Origin of the sequence: Xanthomonas albilineans (genome assembly GCF_002939705.1) — a bacterium.
GTDB lineage: Bacteria > Pseudomonadota > Gammaproteobacteria > Xanthomonadales > Xanthomonadaceae > Xanthomonas_A > Xanthomonas_A albilineans.
In genome coordinates, this window is sequence record NZ_MDCB01000019.1 from 1 (window position 1) to 15,355 (window position 15,355).

The 15,355-nt window shown below is 64.9% G+C and carries 16 protein-coding genes and 1 tRNA gene; 11 read left to right on the top strand and 6 right to left on the bottom strand.

Annotated elements, in window-relative coordinates:
• Positions 1–225 precede the first annotated feature (225 nt).
• Entirely contained in the window at positions 226–618 is a 393-nt protein-coding gene (locus XalbCFBP2523_RS16615; RefSeq protein ID WP_045765997.1) for a hypothetical protein, read from the bottom strand.
• A gap of 12 nt (positions 619–630) precedes the next feature.
• Between XalbCFBP2523_RS16615 and XalbCFBP2523_RS16620 the strand changes: the two genes are divergently transcribed.
• Positions 631–1,425: a peptidoglycan-binding domain-containing protein gene (locus tag XalbCFBP2523_RS16620; RefSeq protein ID WP_045765998.1), complete on the top strand. Its 795-nt coding sequence runs from the start codon at positions 631–633 to the stop codon at positions 1,423–1,425.
• Here the strand turns inward: XalbCFBP2523_RS16620 and XalbCFBP2523_RS16625 are convergent.
• Complete coding sequence (locus tag XalbCFBP2523_RS16625; RefSeq protein ID WP_045765999.1) at positions 1,401–1,607, bottom strand: hypothetical protein; 207 nt, start codon at positions 1,605–1,607, stop codon at positions 1,401–1,403. The genes XalbCFBP2523_RS16620 and XalbCFBP2523_RS16625 overlap by 25 nt on opposite strands.
• 230 nt (positions 1,608–1,837) lie before the next feature.
• On the opposite strand from XalbCFBP2523_RS16625, the gene ftsY reads away from it, so the two are divergent.
• From ftsY to XalbCFBP2523_RS14015, 3 genes are all read left to right on the top strand, one after another.
• On the top strand, positions 1,838–3,103 hold the full coding sequence (gene ftsY, locus XalbCFBP2523_RS14005; RefSeq protein WP_045766000.1) for a signal recognition particle-docking protein FtsY: 1,266 nt from the start codon (positions 1,838–1,840) through the stop codon (positions 3,101–3,103).
• A 165-nt stretch (positions 3,104–3,268) separates the two neighbouring features.
• A complete protein-coding gene (gene mutY / locus XalbCFBP2523_RS14010; protein WP_045766001.1) occupies positions 3,269–4,330 on the top strand; it encodes an A/G-specific adenine glycosylase in 1,062 nt (353 codons plus the stop codon).
• Positions 4,331–4,383: 53 nt separating this feature from the next.
• Entirely contained in the window at positions 4,384–4,662 is a 279-nt protein-coding gene (locus XalbCFBP2523_RS14015) for an oxidative damage protection protein (RefSeq protein WP_045758242.1), read from the top strand.
• Between the two features lie 75 nt (positions 4,663–4,737).
• Here XalbCFBP2523_RS14015 and XalbCFBP2523_RS14020 read toward each other — a convergent pair whose 3' ends face one another.
• A complete protein-coding gene (locus tag XalbCFBP2523_RS14020) occupies positions 4,738–4,989 on the bottom strand; it encodes a DUF6491 family protein (protein ID WP_012916563.1) in 252 nt (83 codons plus the stop codon).
• Between the two features lie 63 nt (positions 4,990–5,052).
• A complete protein-coding gene (locus XalbCFBP2523_RS14025; RefSeq protein WP_045766766.1) occupies positions 5,053–6,891 on the bottom strand; it encodes a formylglycine-generating enzyme family protein in 1,839 nt (612 codons plus the stop codon).
• Between the two features lie 139 nt (positions 6,892–7,030).
• Here XalbCFBP2523_RS14025 and rnd point away from each other — a divergent pair, with 139 nt between their 5' ends.
• On the top strand, positions 7,031–8,116 hold the full coding sequence (gene rnd, locus XalbCFBP2523_RS14030) for a ribonuclease D (RefSeq protein ID WP_045766002.1): 1,086 nt from the start codon (positions 7,031–7,033) through the stop codon (positions 8,114–8,116).
• 91 nt (positions 8,117–8,207) lie between these two features.
• On the opposite strand, the gene XalbCFBP2523_RS14035 is transcribed toward rnd, so the two are convergent.
• Entirely contained in the window at positions 8,208–8,615 is a 408-nt protein-coding gene (locus XalbCFBP2523_RS14035) for an H-NS histone family protein (RefSeq protein WP_045758244.1), read from the bottom strand.
• 270 nt (positions 8,616–8,885) lie between these two features.
• On the opposite strand from XalbCFBP2523_RS14035, the gene XalbCFBP2523_RS14040 reads away from it, so the two are divergent.
• From XalbCFBP2523_RS14040 to XalbCFBP2523_RS14065, 6 genes are all read left to right on the top strand, one after another.
• A tRNA-Ala gene (locus tag XalbCFBP2523_RS14040) sits at positions 8,886–8,961 on the top strand.
• A 386-nt stretch (positions 8,962–9,347) separates the two neighbouring features.
• The gene (gene ybeY / locus XalbCFBP2523_RS14045) at positions 9,348–9,833 is read left to right on the top strand and encodes an rRNA maturation RNase YbeY (protein WP_045762168.1); all 486 of its coding nucleotides are present in this window, start codon (positions 9,348–9,350) and stop codon (positions 9,831–9,833) included.
• A 186-nt stretch (positions 9,834–10,019) separates the two neighbouring features.
• Positions 10,020–10,601: a hypothetical protein gene (locus XalbCFBP2523_RS14050; RefSeq protein ID WP_104629980.1), complete on the top strand. Its 582-nt coding sequence runs from the start codon at positions 10,020–10,022 to the stop codon at positions 10,599–10,601.
• Between the two features lie 112 nt (positions 10,602–10,713).
• The gene (locus XalbCFBP2523_RS14055) at positions 10,714–11,595 is read left to right on the top strand and encodes a CorC family transporter (RefSeq protein WP_012916569.1); all 882 of its coding nucleotides are present in this window, start codon (positions 10,714–10,716) and stop codon (positions 11,593–11,595) included.
• Positions 11,592–12,863 (top strand): lipoprotein N-acyltransferase Lnb domain-containing protein, encoded by a 1,272-nt coding sequence (locus XalbCFBP2523_RS14060; RefSeq protein WP_196297595.1) that lies wholly within the window; start codon positions 11,592–11,594, stop codon positions 12,861–12,863. Before XalbCFBP2523_RS14055 ends, XalbCFBP2523_RS14060 begins: the two co-directional genes overlap by 4 nt.
• A 37-nt stretch (positions 12,864–12,900) precedes the next feature.
• Positions 12,901–13,893 carry a magnesium and cobalt transport protein CorA gene (locus XalbCFBP2523_RS14065; RefSeq protein WP_012916571.1) on the top strand — a complete coding sequence of 331 codons (993 nt, stop codon included), beginning with the start codon at positions 12,901–12,903 and terminating at the stop codon, positions 13,891–13,893.
• A gap of 96 nt (positions 13,894–13,989) precedes the next feature.
• On the opposite strand, the gene XalbCFBP2523_RS14070 is transcribed toward XalbCFBP2523_RS14065, so the two are convergent.
• On the bottom strand, positions 13,990–15,354 hold the full coding sequence (locus XalbCFBP2523_RS14070) for an NAD-dependent succinate-semialdehyde dehydrogenase (protein ID WP_045766004.1): 1,365 nt from the start codon (positions 15,352–15,354) through the stop codon (positions 13,990–13,992).
• Between the last annotated feature and the right edge of the window lies 1 nt (position 15,355).

Sequence of the window (15,355 nt, forward strand, 5' to 3'; positions counted from 1 at the left end):
CATGGCGCGCAGTCCGCCGCACATTCGTCCGCCGGACAGGCCGTTGGGCAAGCATACGACGGGATCAAAAACATCGTCTCGCCCGGCATCGACGTGGTCGAGCACGCAGCCGGGCAAGCCTACGACACGCTGACGCATCCGGGACAGTGGTTCCAGCAGAGCGCGCCAGCAGCATCCCTCCCTCCCACATCGACGAACGCGGATACGTCTTCCTCCTCTTCATCCTCATCCGCTGCTGCCGCGTCCATGCCGTCCCAGGCCATGGATAAGCACACGCGCATGCAGGACGACCATGCTGCCCAACAGCAGCACGAACGCATACAACAAGCGCCGCCACACGCGCCGCATCTGGTGCAAGCGCACTCGCAGACACATGCGCCAACGTTCAATTACACCACCCCAGCCTCGGAAAAACCGGCCAGCATGGACATGCAGGAGCAGGCACGGATCGCGCAATTGCAGCAGCAGGAACAGCAAGCGCAGGCAGTGCGCGAACAGCAACACCGCCTTGCCCAGCAACACGCACAGTTGCATCGTCAGGCCATGGAGGCGCAGCAACACGAACACGAACAGCGGCACAACCAAGACGCCCGGTCGCATCCACACGAACAGCGCCAAGCTGCGGAGTCGATGCTGCACACTCCGGCGACGACGAAAGCCCCCCACCTCCTACTGACAACGGCACAGCCCCTGGAGCCCGGCGACCGCGGTGTCGCCGTGCAAGCTTTGCAACAACACTTGCAGACCATCGGCGTCACCGACCGCGATGGCAACGCGATCAAGGACGACAAGCACTACGGCCCGCGCACCCAACAGGCGGTGGAGGATTTTCAGCGTTTGGCGGGTCGTGAGCCCACCGGCATCGCCGACCCTGGCACGCTCGAAGCACTGCAAACGCATGCCCAGTTCGCCGCCCGGCAGAAGGCGCAGCACCTCGCCCCCGACCGCCATTTGGTCGATCACGCTCAGCCTGCGCCTTCCCGTTCTAGCGATGCCATAACCCAGCACTCGGCCCCGCCTCGCCCCGACCAGCCCCCTGCACAACAGCAGCCCGCACCCAAGGCGTTGGAACCCTACAGCAGCCCCACGTCCCCGCTGCACGCGCTCTACGCTCAGACCAAGGCCACCATAGAGAACAGGGGCGTGTCGATGTCCGAGGAACGCATGCACCAGCTCGTCGGCAAGATGGCGCTCCAAAGAATGAACACAGAAGGGAAAAACGATTTCGTGGTCAAGGGCGATAGGCTCTATGGCTGCAATCTCGATGTCCCTTATAACCACTTCATGTTGGACCTGCGCGAGCCAGCGCCATCGGTGCAGTCCACGCTCCAGCAGGTGCAGACCCAACTGCAGATACAGGAAGCAGAGTTGACGGCCATGCGGCAGCAACAGCAACAAAATCAATACGAGCACCCGTATAGCTGATAGCGAGACGGATCGCATGAGCGCCACTGCACGCGACCCACGCAGACGATGTCTTGTTCGATAAACCAAAGACGGCCCAGTTGCAGGTGCAGGAGCAGGCGTGAACCCAACAGGCGCGAACGCTGGATCAGCAGTAACTTGTCTAGCAGGCGATGCAGGCCCAGCGCGCGGCGCAGATGCAAGGGCAGGGGCTGGTCATGAGGCTGTAGGTGGTAGTGGCAGATGCCCGAGGACGTTGAGCATGAAATTGCGGGCCGTGCTCGACCGCAATGCACAAGGAACACCGCAACCACGCAAGACCAGAAATACCGCACGCCCAGGGAAAACCCCACGTGCCCCAATGCGCCGGCGCAGCGCATGGCCGATCGCCTGCAAGTGGTAGCATGAGCCGTTTCCGCCCAACGCGTCATCCATGGTCAGCCTATTCCGCCGCAACAAGCCCCAGGACAACGCTGGCGAAAGCCGCACGCCACGTTACAGTACCGAGGAATTGGCTGCCGCCTTCCCGAAGCCCGCTGGCGCGGCACCTGCCGCCGGCGCCGAACCATCTGCGCCAACACCCAACCCGACGGAACAGGCGGCGCCGATAACGGCCGCCGCCATCGCTCCACCGCCTGCCGAACCACCGCAGACATCGGCTCCGCCAGCACACGCTGACGCGCCCCCGCCAGCCACTACGCCGATACCTCCTGTAGCGACCACCGCAGCAACAGCCGACGATGGTCTGGTGCGCAGCGATGCCCTGCCCGCCGCGCCAGCGGGCAAGCCGGGCTGGCGCGAGCGTCTGCGCAACAGTAGTTTCGCGCGCAGCGTGGGGAGTTTGTTCTCGCGCAATCCAAAACTCGACGACGACCTACTCGACGCAATCGAGACCGCGCTGATCACAGCAGATGTCGGCATCCCCGCCACCACCGCACTGATCGAGCAGTTGCGCAAGCGCATGAAGGCGCGCGAATTCGCCGACGCCACGGCGCTGCAGCGCGCGCTGCGCGCCGATCTACTGGCAATCCTGCACCCCGTGGCCAGGCCATTGCAGATCGACCCCAACGCCAAACCATTCGTGGTGCTGACCGTCGGCGTCAATGGCGTCGGCAAGACCACCACCATCGGCAAATTGGCCAAGCGCTTCAAGGACGAAGGCCATAGCCTGATGCTCGCCGCCGGCGATACCTTCCGCGCCGCGGCGGTGGCGCAATTGCAGATTTGGGGCGAGCGCAACGGCGTGAGCGTCATCGCGCAGGGCCAAAACGCCGATGCCGCTTCGGTGGCGTTCGACGCACTGCAAGCCGGCAAGGCACGCGGCACCGATATCCTGATCGCCGACACCGCCGGCCGCCTGCACACCCAGACCGGCTTGATGAACGAACTGGGCAAGATCCGTCGGGTCCTCGGCAAGCTGGATGCGAACGCACCGCACGAAGTGCTGATGGTCATCGACGGCACCACCGGGCAGAACGCGCTGTCGCAGTTACGCCAGTTCCATGCCGCGGTCGGCGTGACCGGGCTAGTGGTGACCAAGCTCGATGGCACGGCCAAGGGCGGCGTGGTGTTCGCGCTGGCGCGCGAGTTCGGCATCCCGATCCGCTTTGCCGGCATCGGTGAACGTCCCGAGGATTTGCGCGTGTTCGACGCCGAGGCGTTCGTCGATGCTTTGCTGCCCGAGGCGCTGGGCGGTTGATCTGGCACTGCTGTGCCGCGGAGAGCGAAATCGCAGAGAACCGCTCCGGCAAAACACGCTCGCCATGCCGACACCGTTGCCACCCATAACGCTTCGCTGGGCGCCTTATCTGGCACTGCCTGGCAGCGTCTATCGATGGAAAAAAGGACTACTTTGCCAGCCCTGATGCGTCAGCCTCCAGATACTTTTCCCGCCCGCCTGCTCGCCTGGTTCGACCGCCATGGGCGCCACGACCTGCCGTGGCAGCATCCACGCAGCCCCTACCGGGTGTGGTTATCGGAGATCATGCTGCAGCAGACCCAGGTGGCGGTGGTGATTCCGTATTTCCTGCGTTTCCTGACGCACTTCCCCACGTTGTCCGCACTGGCCGCCGCCGACAACGACGCGGTGATGGCACAATGGGCGGGGCTGGGCTACTACGCGCGCGCGCGCAATCTGCATGCCGCAGCCAAGCATTGCGTAGCGCTGCACGACGGCGAGCTGCCGCGCGATTTCGAAGCGCTAAACGCGCTGCCTGGGATCGGCCGCAGCACCGCCGGCGCGATTCTCAGCCAGGCCTGGAACGACCGCTTTCCGATCCTCGACGGCAACGTCAAGCGCGTGCTGACGCGCTACCACGGCATCGCTGGCTATCCGGGTCTGCCAGCGGTGGAGAAGCCGCTATGGGCGATGGCGCATGCCCATGTCGGTGCCGTTCCCGATGGACGCATGGCTGACTACACCCAGGCGCAGATGGATTTCGGTGCCACCCTGTGCACTCGCGCCAACCCGGCCTGCGTGCTGTGCCCGCTGCAGGACGACTGCGTGGCGCGCCGCGACGGCTTGGTCGATGCGCTGCCCACGCCCAAGCCGGGCAAGACGCTGCCCGAACGCGAGGCGGTGGCCCTGCTGCTGGAGAACGCCGCCGGCGATCTGCTACTGCAGCGGCGGCCGCCGACCGGCATCTGGGCCGGGCTATGGACGTTGCCACAGGCCGAGACCGAAAGCGCATTGCACGACTGGTTCGCCCGCCATGCCAGCGGCCGCGCCTTCGACGCGGCCGAGCGGCTGTCGCCCATCGTTCATACCTTCAGCCATTACCGCCTGCACTTGCAGCCACTACGCCTGCGCAAGGTCGCCCTGCGCGATGCGCTGCGCGACAATGACGACCTGCGCTGGGTCGCACGTACCGCGCTATCGGCGCTCGGCCTGCCGGCACCGATCCGCAAACTGCTCGACGGTCTCTAGCGCGTGTGATGCACTCCACGCACCAACGCCACGACGCACCACTAGGAACCGCCATGTCCCGCACCGTTTTCTGCCAATACCAACAACGCGACACCGAGGGCCTCGACTACGTGCCCTACCCCGGCGAACTCGGCAAGCGCGTGTTCGCGCAGATCGGCAAGGCCGGCTGGCAGGCATGGCTGGCACACCAGACCATGCTGATCAACGAGAACCGCCTGTCGCCGCGCGACCCCAAACATCGCGCCTTTCTGGAGGCGGAGTTGGAAAAATTCCTGTTCCAGGGCGGGGCCGCCAAGCCCGAAGGTTATGTCGCGCCGGAACCGGAATCCTGAGCGCCGCAGCAAGGCAAGGCTGAGGCAAACGCCCTGGTCGCCGCAGTCGCCGTGTGTCCACCCCTCCGCCGTGGCTCAGCCCCCGGAAGCCGGACGCGTGCGCTCTTGCATATTGGCCTCGCGCAATGCCTTTTCTGAGGCCCGCAGCGCCTTGACGTCGAGCGGACGGATGCGCTCGATCCGACAGGGCAGACGGATCGTCGTGGGACCGCCACCGAGCACCAGCACATCATCGAACCGTGTCGAGATCTCGCTGCCAAAATGGGTGATGGCGATGCTCGGAGCGAAATCCAGATCCTTGCAGCGACCGGCGAACTTCAGCCGCAAAGCAGCCGCCAGCGACGGGCACCAAGCGACGGCACACCGTCCCTTGACCGGCGTCAGACAGCATCAAATACCGCGTACCAAGCGAAAGCCCACGCGGGCACTGGTGCTATCCGAATCCCGCATCCAGCGCCACGCGGCACGGGTCTGCTCCGGGGCGTTGGCCCAATTGCCGCCGCGCACCACCCGCGAGCGGCAACCGGGGTTGTACCAGGCCGCGCCATCGGCGGGCGCGCGACGATAGCTAGCATGCCAGCAATCGGCAACCCACTCGCTGACGTTACCCGCCATGTCGTGCAGCCCCCAAGCATTGGCTGCAAAACTACCAACCGGGGCCGGCCCCCAGAATCCATCGGTGTAACCGACGAAAGCGTTCTTCCAATGTCGGCCACTGGAAGAGACATCGCCAATGCCGGTGAAATTACCGCTATCGCGCGGCGGCGTGCCGGCATTGCCCCAGGGATAACGACCTTGGCTACCGGCGCGCAAGGCATATTCGAACTCGGCCTCGCTGGGCAGCCGATAGTGGCGCCCGGTCTGCTGCGACAGCCAGGCCGCGTAGGCCTCGGCATCGCGCACGCTGACGTGGATCACCGGGCTGTTCGGTGCCGCGCGCGCTCCCTTGTAGTCCGATTGCCAGTCCACTCCACTGCGACGCATAAAGTTGCCGCTGCGTTCGTCGTACACCGTGGAGTGGCCACGCCGGGTCGCGCGTGGTCGCACCTGCGTGGCCTCGACAAAGCGGCGAAACTCGGCCACCGTGACCTCGGTGATCGCCATGGCGAACCCCCGTTCGAAGCGCACGTAGTGCTGCGGCATCTCGCTCGGTGCGGCATCCGGCTCGGTCTCGCCGGCACCCATGCGAAAGCCACCGTGAGGCACCACGATCATCTGCGGGCCGCGCGTGCCACCGCGCATGGCGTCGGTGAACACCTGACCAGGGCGAAAGCTACCGTAATGCGCAACCAGATCGATGCGTTCGCGCAGCATGGCGGCAACCGGATCGCCAGGATCGGCGATGCGCAACATTTCCTCGAGCCGCGCACGCGCGGCTTTCAAGCCTGCCGGCGTGACCAGATCGCGCAGAGCGGCATCGCGTAACGCGGTGATCCGCGCAATCCGCATCTGTTCCACTCGCTCGCGCGCATCGTGAACGGTAACGGCGTCATCGCGCACGCGCCCGGCCTGCGCCAACCAAATATCGGCAGCGGCGAAATTCGATGCCATGGCGGCCACCTCGGCACGCCGGATCAACGCGCTTTCCACCGCTGCCACGCCTTGCCGCGCACGCGCGTCATCGGCATCCAGTTCCAGGGCCTCGCGAAAATTGGCAAGCGCCCCGCTACTGCCGTCCTCGCCGAGCCGACCGGCGCGCAGGTCGTCCTCGCCTGCACGGTTATCGGCCAACACCCGCGATGCGGTCTCGAACCGCTGCTGCAGACGCCACACCGCCGGATCCTCCGCATCCAACCAGCGCGCCACCATCGCGATACGGTCAACGCGTTCCAGCACCGGCTCCGAGCGCTCCGGGTCGCGCAGCGCGTCCTCACCGAGTTGCAACAACCGCCGTCGCGCCTTGCGTAGACCGTCCCGTGCGACGCGATCCTTCGGCACTAACGTCCGGATTGCCAGATACAGCGGAATCGCCGCCTGCGCATCCTCGAACAGATGGTCCTCGGCCAACGCACGCGCGGCATCGCGCCGCGCCTGGCCCAGGCCGCTGCGTGCGAGCGTCGGCAACGGCGGTTGCCATTGCGCCACGATCTGCGCGGCGTCTTCGCCACCGACGGTGACACTGGGTGCACGCACTGGCCTGGCCGGTGCCGCCGCCGCAGCGGCAGGCATCGGCGTGGACGTCTGTCGTGCACAGCCCACAAGTATCCCCAACAGTACGATCCAGACCATCACCACGCCGCTCGTGCGCACCTTATCCTCCGAACAGATTGGCCTCGTGACGCAAGCCTCCGGCGCATGTGCGACCGGCGGGACGACGTTAGGCTATTCTCGCCTGCCTGAGCAAACCCTGCATTCAACGGGAAATCACGTGCCTTATTGGATCAAGCACCCCAACGAGCTGGCCGAGCGCTTGGCGCAACGACCGACCAGGATCGGACTGGATACCGAATTCGTCCGCGAACGCACCTACTGGCCGCAACTGGCGCTGGTGCAAATGGCGGTGGCCGAGGAGATCCTGCTGATCGATCCGCTGATCCCCGGCATGCCGCAGGCGCTGGCGCCATGGCTGAGCGACCCGGGCATCCTTAAGATCATGCACAGCGCCAGCGAGGACCTGGTGACGTTCAAGTGTGCCTGCGGCACGCTGCCGCGGCCGCTGTTCGACACCCAGATCGCAGCCGGCTTGGCCGGCATTGGCGCCGGCATGGGCTACCAGAAGCTGGTTCTGGACATCACCGGCATCCACCTGACCAAGGGCGAGACGCGCTCGGACTGGCTGCGACGCCCGCTTTCGCCCGCACAACTGGACTATGCCGCCGACGACGTGCGTCACTTGTTCGCGCTGCACGACACCTTACACGCACGGCTACAGGCGCTGGATCGCAGCGCCTGGTTACAGGAAGACGGCGAACGCTTGCTCGGTACGGTGGAACAGGAGGAGGGCGAACGCTGGCCGCACCTGAGCATGCGCGCGGCACAGTTCATGGAACGTCCGGCGCAACTGCGCCTGCTACGCCTGCTACGCTGGCGCGATGCGCAAGCCCGGCATAGCGACAGGCCACGCAGCTGGATCCTGGACAACGAACTGGCCGCCACGCTGGCACGGTTTCCACCGGATGATCGCCAGGGCCTGCAAGCGCTACTCGACAAACATCCCCAAGCACCGCGCAAGCTGGGCGATGCGTTATGGCAGGCCTTGACCACGCCATTGCCGGACGAGGCGGACGCGCCGCTGGCGCAGGCTTCCAGCGACGGCCACAAGGCGACGTTGAAGCGCCTCCAGAATGCGGTCGCCGCACGCAGCGCCGAACTCGGCCTGCCCGACGGCCTGCTCGCCTCGCGCAAACATCTGGAAGCCCTACTGGAAAGCGCCCAGTGGCCGCTGCCCCTAGCCGGCTGGCGTCGGCGCGAACTGGAACCACGGCTGCAGCCACTGCTAGATGGCGCTCGCTAGCCGCACCGACTCGACCGGCGCACCCGGTCGATCCTGCGGAAAATCAAGACCACGCATAAAAGGCCAGGGATCCCTGGCCTGTGCGGCTAGCTCAATATTTGAACAGCGGAAACTTCAACTCCGGGTGGCGGGCCTTCCATTCGTTATACGCGGCGGTGCCCTCCCAGGCGGCGAATGGCTTCGGCGTGCGACCACGGCCGGACCAGGTTTCGCCGGTATGCGGCAGCTGATACTTCGGCTTGACATCGCTACGGCCACTGGCGGCCTTGGCCGCCTTGGTGACCTTGGGCGCTGGGCTATTGACGTAAGAAGCGATCTCGTTGCGCTGTTTGGTGGTGAAGAACTCGGCGAACTGCTCCAGCAGCGACAACACGTTGGCGTGGGCAGCATTGGTCTGACTCTCGCGCGCCTGTTTCTCCTGCTCTTCTAACTTGCGCATTTCTTCTTGCAGCTTAGCCTTGGCTTCGGCGATTTGTTGCAAGTTGCGAACTTCCGTCATTTTGAAAATACCTGTTTCTGTCATGAGTGTTTGGAACGGACGGAATAATGGCGTCCGTCAAGGTGAAATCACGCTTGGAGATTTCAGAACGACAGTATATCGGCATCGGCCGATAAAATGCATGGAGTTCTAGCAAATAAAGAGCACCAGCGAAGCAGATGCCGTTGCAGCACGATGCGTAGCACCTGGGCCGCCCCACTACCGTTGCAGGCGATGCCGCCGCCCCCTTGGCATGCGGCATTGGCTCCAGTTAGACTATGGCCTTGATGTGGGGCGGTAGCTCAGCTGGGAGAGCGTCGCGTTCGCAATGCGAAGGTCGAGGGTTCGATCCCCTTCCGCTCCACCATATTCACGTACTAGATGTTGCGATCAAGGCTGGAAAGTCCTGGAAATACAGGCTTTCCGGCCTTTTTCGTATCAATCACAATCCAGCCTGAACCAGCCAAATTTGGCGGTAACCAGTGCATCTGCCTTCGTGAACCTCCCCGGGATTTCCCATTGCTAGGCTGATCGGGAGCATCCCGCCAGCATGCAGAAACAGCTTAGTCTCCACAACAAGCCGTTACGCCAACGCGGCATGACTCAAACCAAACAGCCTCCCAACTTCTCAGTGCGGTTCACTATCGACCCAACGCGAAGCTCATCGCTCATGTCCCGGCTCACCAATGTCGCGACACGACAACCCAGGCGCGATACTGTCGTCTCCTGTCCATGCTGCTCAGCCGTTCCGCCATGACCAAAGGCCCCCTCCGTCTCGATGTCGGCGTCAGCTACGCCCTGCCGCGTGTGGGGCTGCCGGCGGCGATCAGCTTCCGCAAGTGGGTCGCGGTGGCGCTGAAGGGACGCATCCGCGAAGCAGATCTGGCGATCCGTCTGGTCGACCAACGCGAAGGCCGCGCTCTGAATCAGCACTACCGTGGCAAGGACTACGCCACAAATGTCCTCAGCTTTCCAGCCGAACTACCCGATGGGCTACCCAAGGGGATCAGGCTGCCGCTACTCGGCGATCTGGTGATCTGCGCGCCGGTGGTAGCACGGGAAGCCGCCGAACAGGGCAAACCGCTCAATGCCCACTACGCGCACCTGACCGTGCATGGGGTGCTGCACCTGCTCGGCTGGGATCACGAGGACGACAAGGAGGCCGAGGCGATGGAGCAACTGGAACGCGAAATCCTGGGCGAACTTGGCCTATCCGATCCCTACGCCGGCGAGCGTTGATCCGACACCCCATTGCGTTGCGGCAAGACCACCGCGCTTGTTCGAAGGCTGCCAGTGCAAGCTGGCGGCGCATCCGCTGACATCCTGCCAGCACCAGCCACCATGTCGGCGCGCTGGTCAGCCACCGGCACGGATGGTAGCGTGACGGCGGCGCTGTCGCTCACTGTTCGCTGCCCGAGATCCCCAATGTCGATCCGTTCCTCGTTACTTTTGCTCGCGCTCAGTTGCGCAATGCCAGCCGCCGCCGACACCACGTCCACCGCTGCAATCGACCTGCCGGCGCTGCTGGAATGCCACAAGCACGTCGCCGATTTCGAGGCGTTGAAGCCACTGCTGGACGATCCGCTGAAAGCCGTGGCGCATGGATGGCGGCCATTGCCGCAGACCAACCTGTTCATGAGCGAATACGCCCTGGCACGGCCGATCCACGTGTACGGCTACAGCACCGACCGCATTGCCTTTTCCGGCGCCAGCGTGATGGCGATCCTGGACCTGCCCGATCCGCGAGCGCTGGCCAAGCAACTGAAACTGGAAGCGGCGGTGGATACACCGGAAAAGGCCATGTTCGGTCGCGAAGTGCTCAGCCGCGATGTCCACGATCCCAAGACCGGCGAGCCGATGATCGAATCGATCATCCTTAGCGTCTCCACGGTGAAGTCGCATCCGGGCAAGACCCTGGCCGGATGCAGCTACAGCCTCGATCTGCCCGACGTGCCGGGCGCGCCGCCGGCGCCGGACGTACTGCACACGCCGCCCAGCGGGGGCTGAACCCCAATCGACAGGCGCCGGCGCGCCTGCCGATCCGTGTCGCAATGCGCTCGCGATGGCCCTGTTAGACTTCCGTCCAACGCCGGTTCGATCAGGCGAATACCCACAGAACATGTCCGAAGACGGCCCGAGTAGCTCCTCTCCCGAACCCCACGAAAAACGCCGCGGCTGGCTGGAACGCCTGACCTCGGTGTTCTCCGGCGATCCGCACACCCGCGAGGAGCTGGTCGAAGTCCTGCGCGACGCCCAGCACGATGGCCTGATCGCCAGCGACACACTACGCATGATGGAAGGCGCGCTGTCAGTTTCGGAATTGACCGTCGGCGATGTGATGGTGTCGCGTTCGCAGATGGTGTCGTTACCGGCGGAGGCGCGCTTCCTGGATCTAATGAAGCAAGTGGTCGAATCCGGCCATTCCCGCTTCCCCGTACATGGCGAGAACAAGGACGAGATCCTCGGCATCCTGCTGGCCAAGGACCTGCTGCGCGGCGTGGTCGCCGACGATGGCCCCGGCACAGTGCGCGAGTTGCTACGTCCGGCGGTGCTGATCCCCGAGTCAAAAAAACTCAACGTGCTGCTCAAGGAGTTCCGGCTCTCGCGCAACCACATGGCGATCGTGGTCGACGAATACGGCGGCGTGGCTGGGCTGGTGACCATCGAGGACGTGCTGGAACAGATCGTCGGCGAGATCGACGACGAGCACGACGATGCCGAGGACGAGGCGTCGCTGATCGCGGCACAGGCCGACGGCCAGTACGTGGTGGATGCGCTGACGCCGATCGAGGATTTCAACGAGCGCTTCGGCGCCGATTTCTCCGACAACGACTACGACACCATCGGCGGACTGATCACCGATGCGATCGGCCACCTACCCGAAACCGGCGAGGAGCTGACCCTGGGACGCTTCGTATTCCGCGTGGCGCGCGCCGACGCGCGCCGGGTACAGGCGTTCCACGTCACCATCCTGCCACACGACCCGCAGGAAGCCGCTTGAACACGCTCCGCTCGCCTTGCGCGCACCGACGCGGCTGGCCGCACGTGTGTCTGAGCGTACTGCTGACGCTCTGCTCTGCGTTCACGTTCGCACAGACCAGCGCGCTGACGCCATCGCCCCCCCGGGCCGCGCCGATGACGTCCAACGCAGATACCACGACACCACGCATCGGCGTGGCCACCATGCAGCCGGGCGAGGTGTTCTTCGAGCGTTTCGGCCACGACGCACTCGTGGTGCAGGACCCGCATACCGGCCAAGCCACCTCGTACAACTTCGGCTTTTTCGACCCCAGCGAACCGGACTTCGTCAGCCGCTTCGCCGCTGGCGACATGCGCTACTACCTGATGGCGCTGCCGCTGCGGGAGGATCTGGCACAGTACCGCGAGGCCGGCCGCGGGGTGGACATCCAGTGGCTGGACCTGCCTCCCGCGCAGGCACGCGCGCTCGCACAGGCGCTGGCCTGGCGGGCACGACCAGAGAACGCGCGCTACCGCTACGACTACTACACCGCCAACTGCGCCACCATGGTGCGCGACACCTTGAACAAGGCCATGGGCGGCGCGTTGCACGCGCAGCTGGCCAGCCGCTCGCGCGGCAACACCTACCGCAGCGAGTCGGTGCGACTGGCCTCGCCGGCGCCATGGATGTGGCTGGGGTTCGACCTGGGTTTAGGACCATTCGCAGATAAACCGCTGTCGCGTTGGGAAGAGGCGTTCGTGCCGATGCGGCTGGCCGATAGTTTGAACGAGGTCCACAACAATGCTGGCCGCCCACTGGTACAGGCGCGCCAACGGCTCCTCCCGCAACGGCTGGCACCGGAACCACCGGAACAGGCACGGCATTGGTGGCCGTGGCTGCTGCTCGGCCTGGCCGCTGCGGCGGGCGTGCTGGCACTGGGGCGACGCCCGCGCTGGTTGGCGACGCTGGCCATGCCGTTCTGGCTGCTCTGCGCGCTCGGCGGCGGCGTGTTGCTGTACTTGTGGGGCTTCAGCGCACACCGCGCGGCGTGGGGTAACCGCAATCTGCTGCTGCTGGATCCGCTGTGTCTGCCGCTGCTGTTCGGCGCTCTGAGTCTGCTGCGCGGCCGTCGTCCTGGGCGCTGGTTCGCCGTGCTGCTGTGGACGGTGACGGCACTGGCCGGCGCCGCGCTGCTGATCCACTGGTTGTCGATGTTGCAGCCGCAATTCAACCTGCAATGGATCGCACTGCTGCTACCAGTCCACACGGCATTGGCCTGGGCGCTGACCCGACAGCGCGCGTTGCCCTGACCCTTCCGCACGATTCCGCCAAGCACGGTCCCACCTAATGGCTTCGGTCCCCAGCAATCCCGCCTGCGTCATCAACTGCGTGCACTACGACGGCCAAAGTCGTCGCCACGACATCGCCCTGGCGCAGATCAGCGACGTGCTGGCCGGCGACGATGGATTCGTGTGGGTCGGCATGTACGAACCCGACGACGCTGTGCTGGAGCAATTGCAGGACGAGTTCCAATTACACGATCTGGCAATCGAAGACACGCGCAAGGCGCACCAGCGCCCGAAGGTCGAGGCGTTCGGCAATTCGCTCTTCCTGGCAGTGCACACGGCACAGGTGATCGACGAACGCATCGTCTACGGCGAGACCCACGCCTTTCTCGGCGCACGTTTTCTGCTGACTGTGCGCCACGGTGCCTCGCTGCCGTATGCGCCGGTGCGCGAACGGCTGGAGCGCGAATCCACGCTGTTACAGTTGGGGCCGTCCTACGCGCTGTACGCGGTACTGGACTACATCGTGGACAACTACCAACCGATCCTGGACGCGTTCCGGCACAGTCTGGAACGCCTGGAAAGCGACATCTTCGCCGAATCGTATCGCCGCGACACCGCGATCCGCCTGTACGAACTCAAGCGCGAACTCAACCAGATGCGGCTGGGCGTGGCCCCGTTGCAGGATGTGCTCGCCCATCTCAAGCGCAATCCCGGGCCATTGATCCCCGACGAAGTGCGGCTCTACCTGCGCGATGTGCTCGACCACGCGGTGCGTACCAACGAGGCCATCGACACCCTGCGCGAGATGCTGGGCACGGCTTTGAGCGTGAACCTATCGCTGGTCACCTTGGCCCAGGGCGAGACGGTCAAGCGTCTCGGCGCATGGGCCGCCCTACTCGCCGCGCCGACGCTGATCACCAGTTGGTACGGCATGAACTTCCAGCATATGCCCGAGCTGAACTGGCCACTGGCCTATCCGCTGATGGTCGGGGGAGTGGGCGCGGTGTGCCTGGGGTTGTATTTAGCCTTCAAGCGGGCGAAATGGCTGTAGCGGCCCGGGCGCGCAAACGCCGGCCGATGCGGCGCCTCTCGCCCCTGATGTCCGAGCGGATTTGGTGTTGCCCGAGCGAGCCGCAGCCATGGGGTTTCATCCCACATAGACCGACTTGATGTTCATGAACTCATGGATGCCATGTGCCGCCAGTTCGCGGCCGAAACCGGAACGCTTGATACCGCCGAACGGCAGGCGCACATCGCTCTTGACACTGGCGTTGACGAAAACCGCGCCGCAATGTAACTGACAGGCAACGCGTTCGCCGCGATCGCGGTCCGCGCTCCAGACGCTACCGCCAAGACCGAAGACGGTATCGTTGGCCACGCGCACCGCCTCGGCCTCATCGGCCACGCGCAGGATCGCGGCGACTGGGCCGAACAATTCTTCGTCGTAGGCTGGCATCCCCGGTACCACGTGATCGAGGATGGACGCCGGATAACCAGCATGAGTCTCCAGGTCCGGCGCGCAACCGAGCAACGGCATGGCGCCCTTGGCGATGCTAGCCTGTACTTGGTTGTGTAGCGCATCGCGCAAATCCTGCCGCGCCATCGGCGCGAGCGTGGTCGCAGGGTCCTGCGGATCGCCAAGACGGCGCGCGCCCGCCGCCGCAACGAAGCGCCGCACGAACGCATCGGCGACCGCCTGCACCACCACGAAACGCTTGGCCGCGATACAGGTCTGCCCGGCATTGTCGAAACGCGACTGTACTGCGGCAGCCACCGCCGCATCCACGTCGGCATCGTCCAACACCACGAACGCATCGCTGCCGCCCAACTCCATCACGCACTTCTTCAGTTGCCCGCCTGCGTTGGCGGCGATCGAACGGCCAGCGCGTTCGCTGCCGGTGAGCGTGACTGCGACCACCCGCGCATCGCGCACCACCTCGGCGGCCTGGTCGTTATCGATGTGCAACACGTCGAACACCCCGCTCGGAACACCGGCCGCCTGCAACAGCGCATGGATCGCATCGGCACAGCGCGGTACGTTGTCGGCGTGCTTGAGCAAGGCCACATTCCCGGCCATCAGCGCTGGCGCAAGGAAACGGAATACCTGCCAGAGCGGGAAATTCCATGGCATCACTGCCAGCACGCAACCCAACGGCTCGTAGCGCACGTAGCTGCGCCGGGCGTCGGTGGCGATCAGCTGCTCGCGCAGATAGTCGGCCGCATGTTCGGCATAGTAATCGCAAGCCGCCGCGCACTTGTCGACTTCGGCCAACGCTTCCTGGCGCAACTTGCCCATCTCCGCGGTCATCAGTCGCTGCAAAGAGTCGCGCTGCGCGCGCAGTTGCGCGCCGACCGCACGCAACAAGGTGCCACGCTGCGTCAACGAGGTCGCCGCCCAGGCGGGGAACGTCTGCGCCGCGGCGGCCAGACGCTGTTCGATGGCGGCGGCATCCATCAGCACGACGCGGTATTCGACCCGCCCAGTGGCGGGATTGACGGTGTCGTAAAACATT

Coding starts and splice junctions, on each gene's coding strand:
- XalbCFBP2523_RS14025 (WP_045766766.1), bottom strand. CDS start 6,891: ATGGTCTGGATCGTACTGTTGGGGATACTTGTGGGCTGTGCACGACAG.
- XalbCFBP2523_RS14055 (WP_012916569.1), top strand. CDS start 10,714: ATGTCCGAAGACGGCCCGAGTAGCTCCTCTCCCGAACCCCACGAAAAA.
- XalbCFBP2523_RS14050 (WP_104629980.1), top strand. CDS start 10,020: ATGTCGATCCGTTCCTCGTTACTTTTGCTCGCGCTCAGTTGCGCAATG.
- XalbCFBP2523_RS14035 (WP_045758244.1), bottom strand. CDS start 8,615: ATGACGGAAGTTCGCAACTTGCAACAAATCGCCGAAGCCAAGGCTAAG.
- XalbCFBP2523_RS14065 (WP_012916571.1), top strand. CDS start 12,901: ATGGCTTCGGTCCCCAGCAATCCCGCCTGCGTCATCAACTGCGTGCAC.
- ftsY (WP_045766000.1), top strand. CDS start 1,838: ATGGTCAGCCTATTCCGCCGCAACAAGCCCCAGGACAACGCTGGCGAA.
- ybeY (WP_045762168.1), top strand. CDS start 9,348: ATGACCAAAGGCCCCCTCCGTCTCGATGTCGGCGTCAGCTACGCCCTG.
- XalbCFBP2523_RS16620 (WP_045765998.1), top strand. CDS start 631: ATGCTGCACACTCCGGCGACGACGAAAGCCCCCCACCTCCTACTGACA.
- XalbCFBP2523_RS14070 (WP_045766004.1), bottom strand. CDS start 15,354: ATGTTTTACGACACCGTCAATCCCGCCACTGGGCGGGTCGAATACCGC.
- mutY (WP_045766001.1), top strand. CDS start 3,269: ATGCGTCAGCCTCCAGATACTTTTCCCGCCCGCCTGCTCGCCTGGTTC.
- XalbCFBP2523_RS14015 (WP_045758242.1), top strand. CDS start 4,384: ATGTCCCGCACCGTTTTCTGCCAATACCAACAACGCGACACCGAGGGC.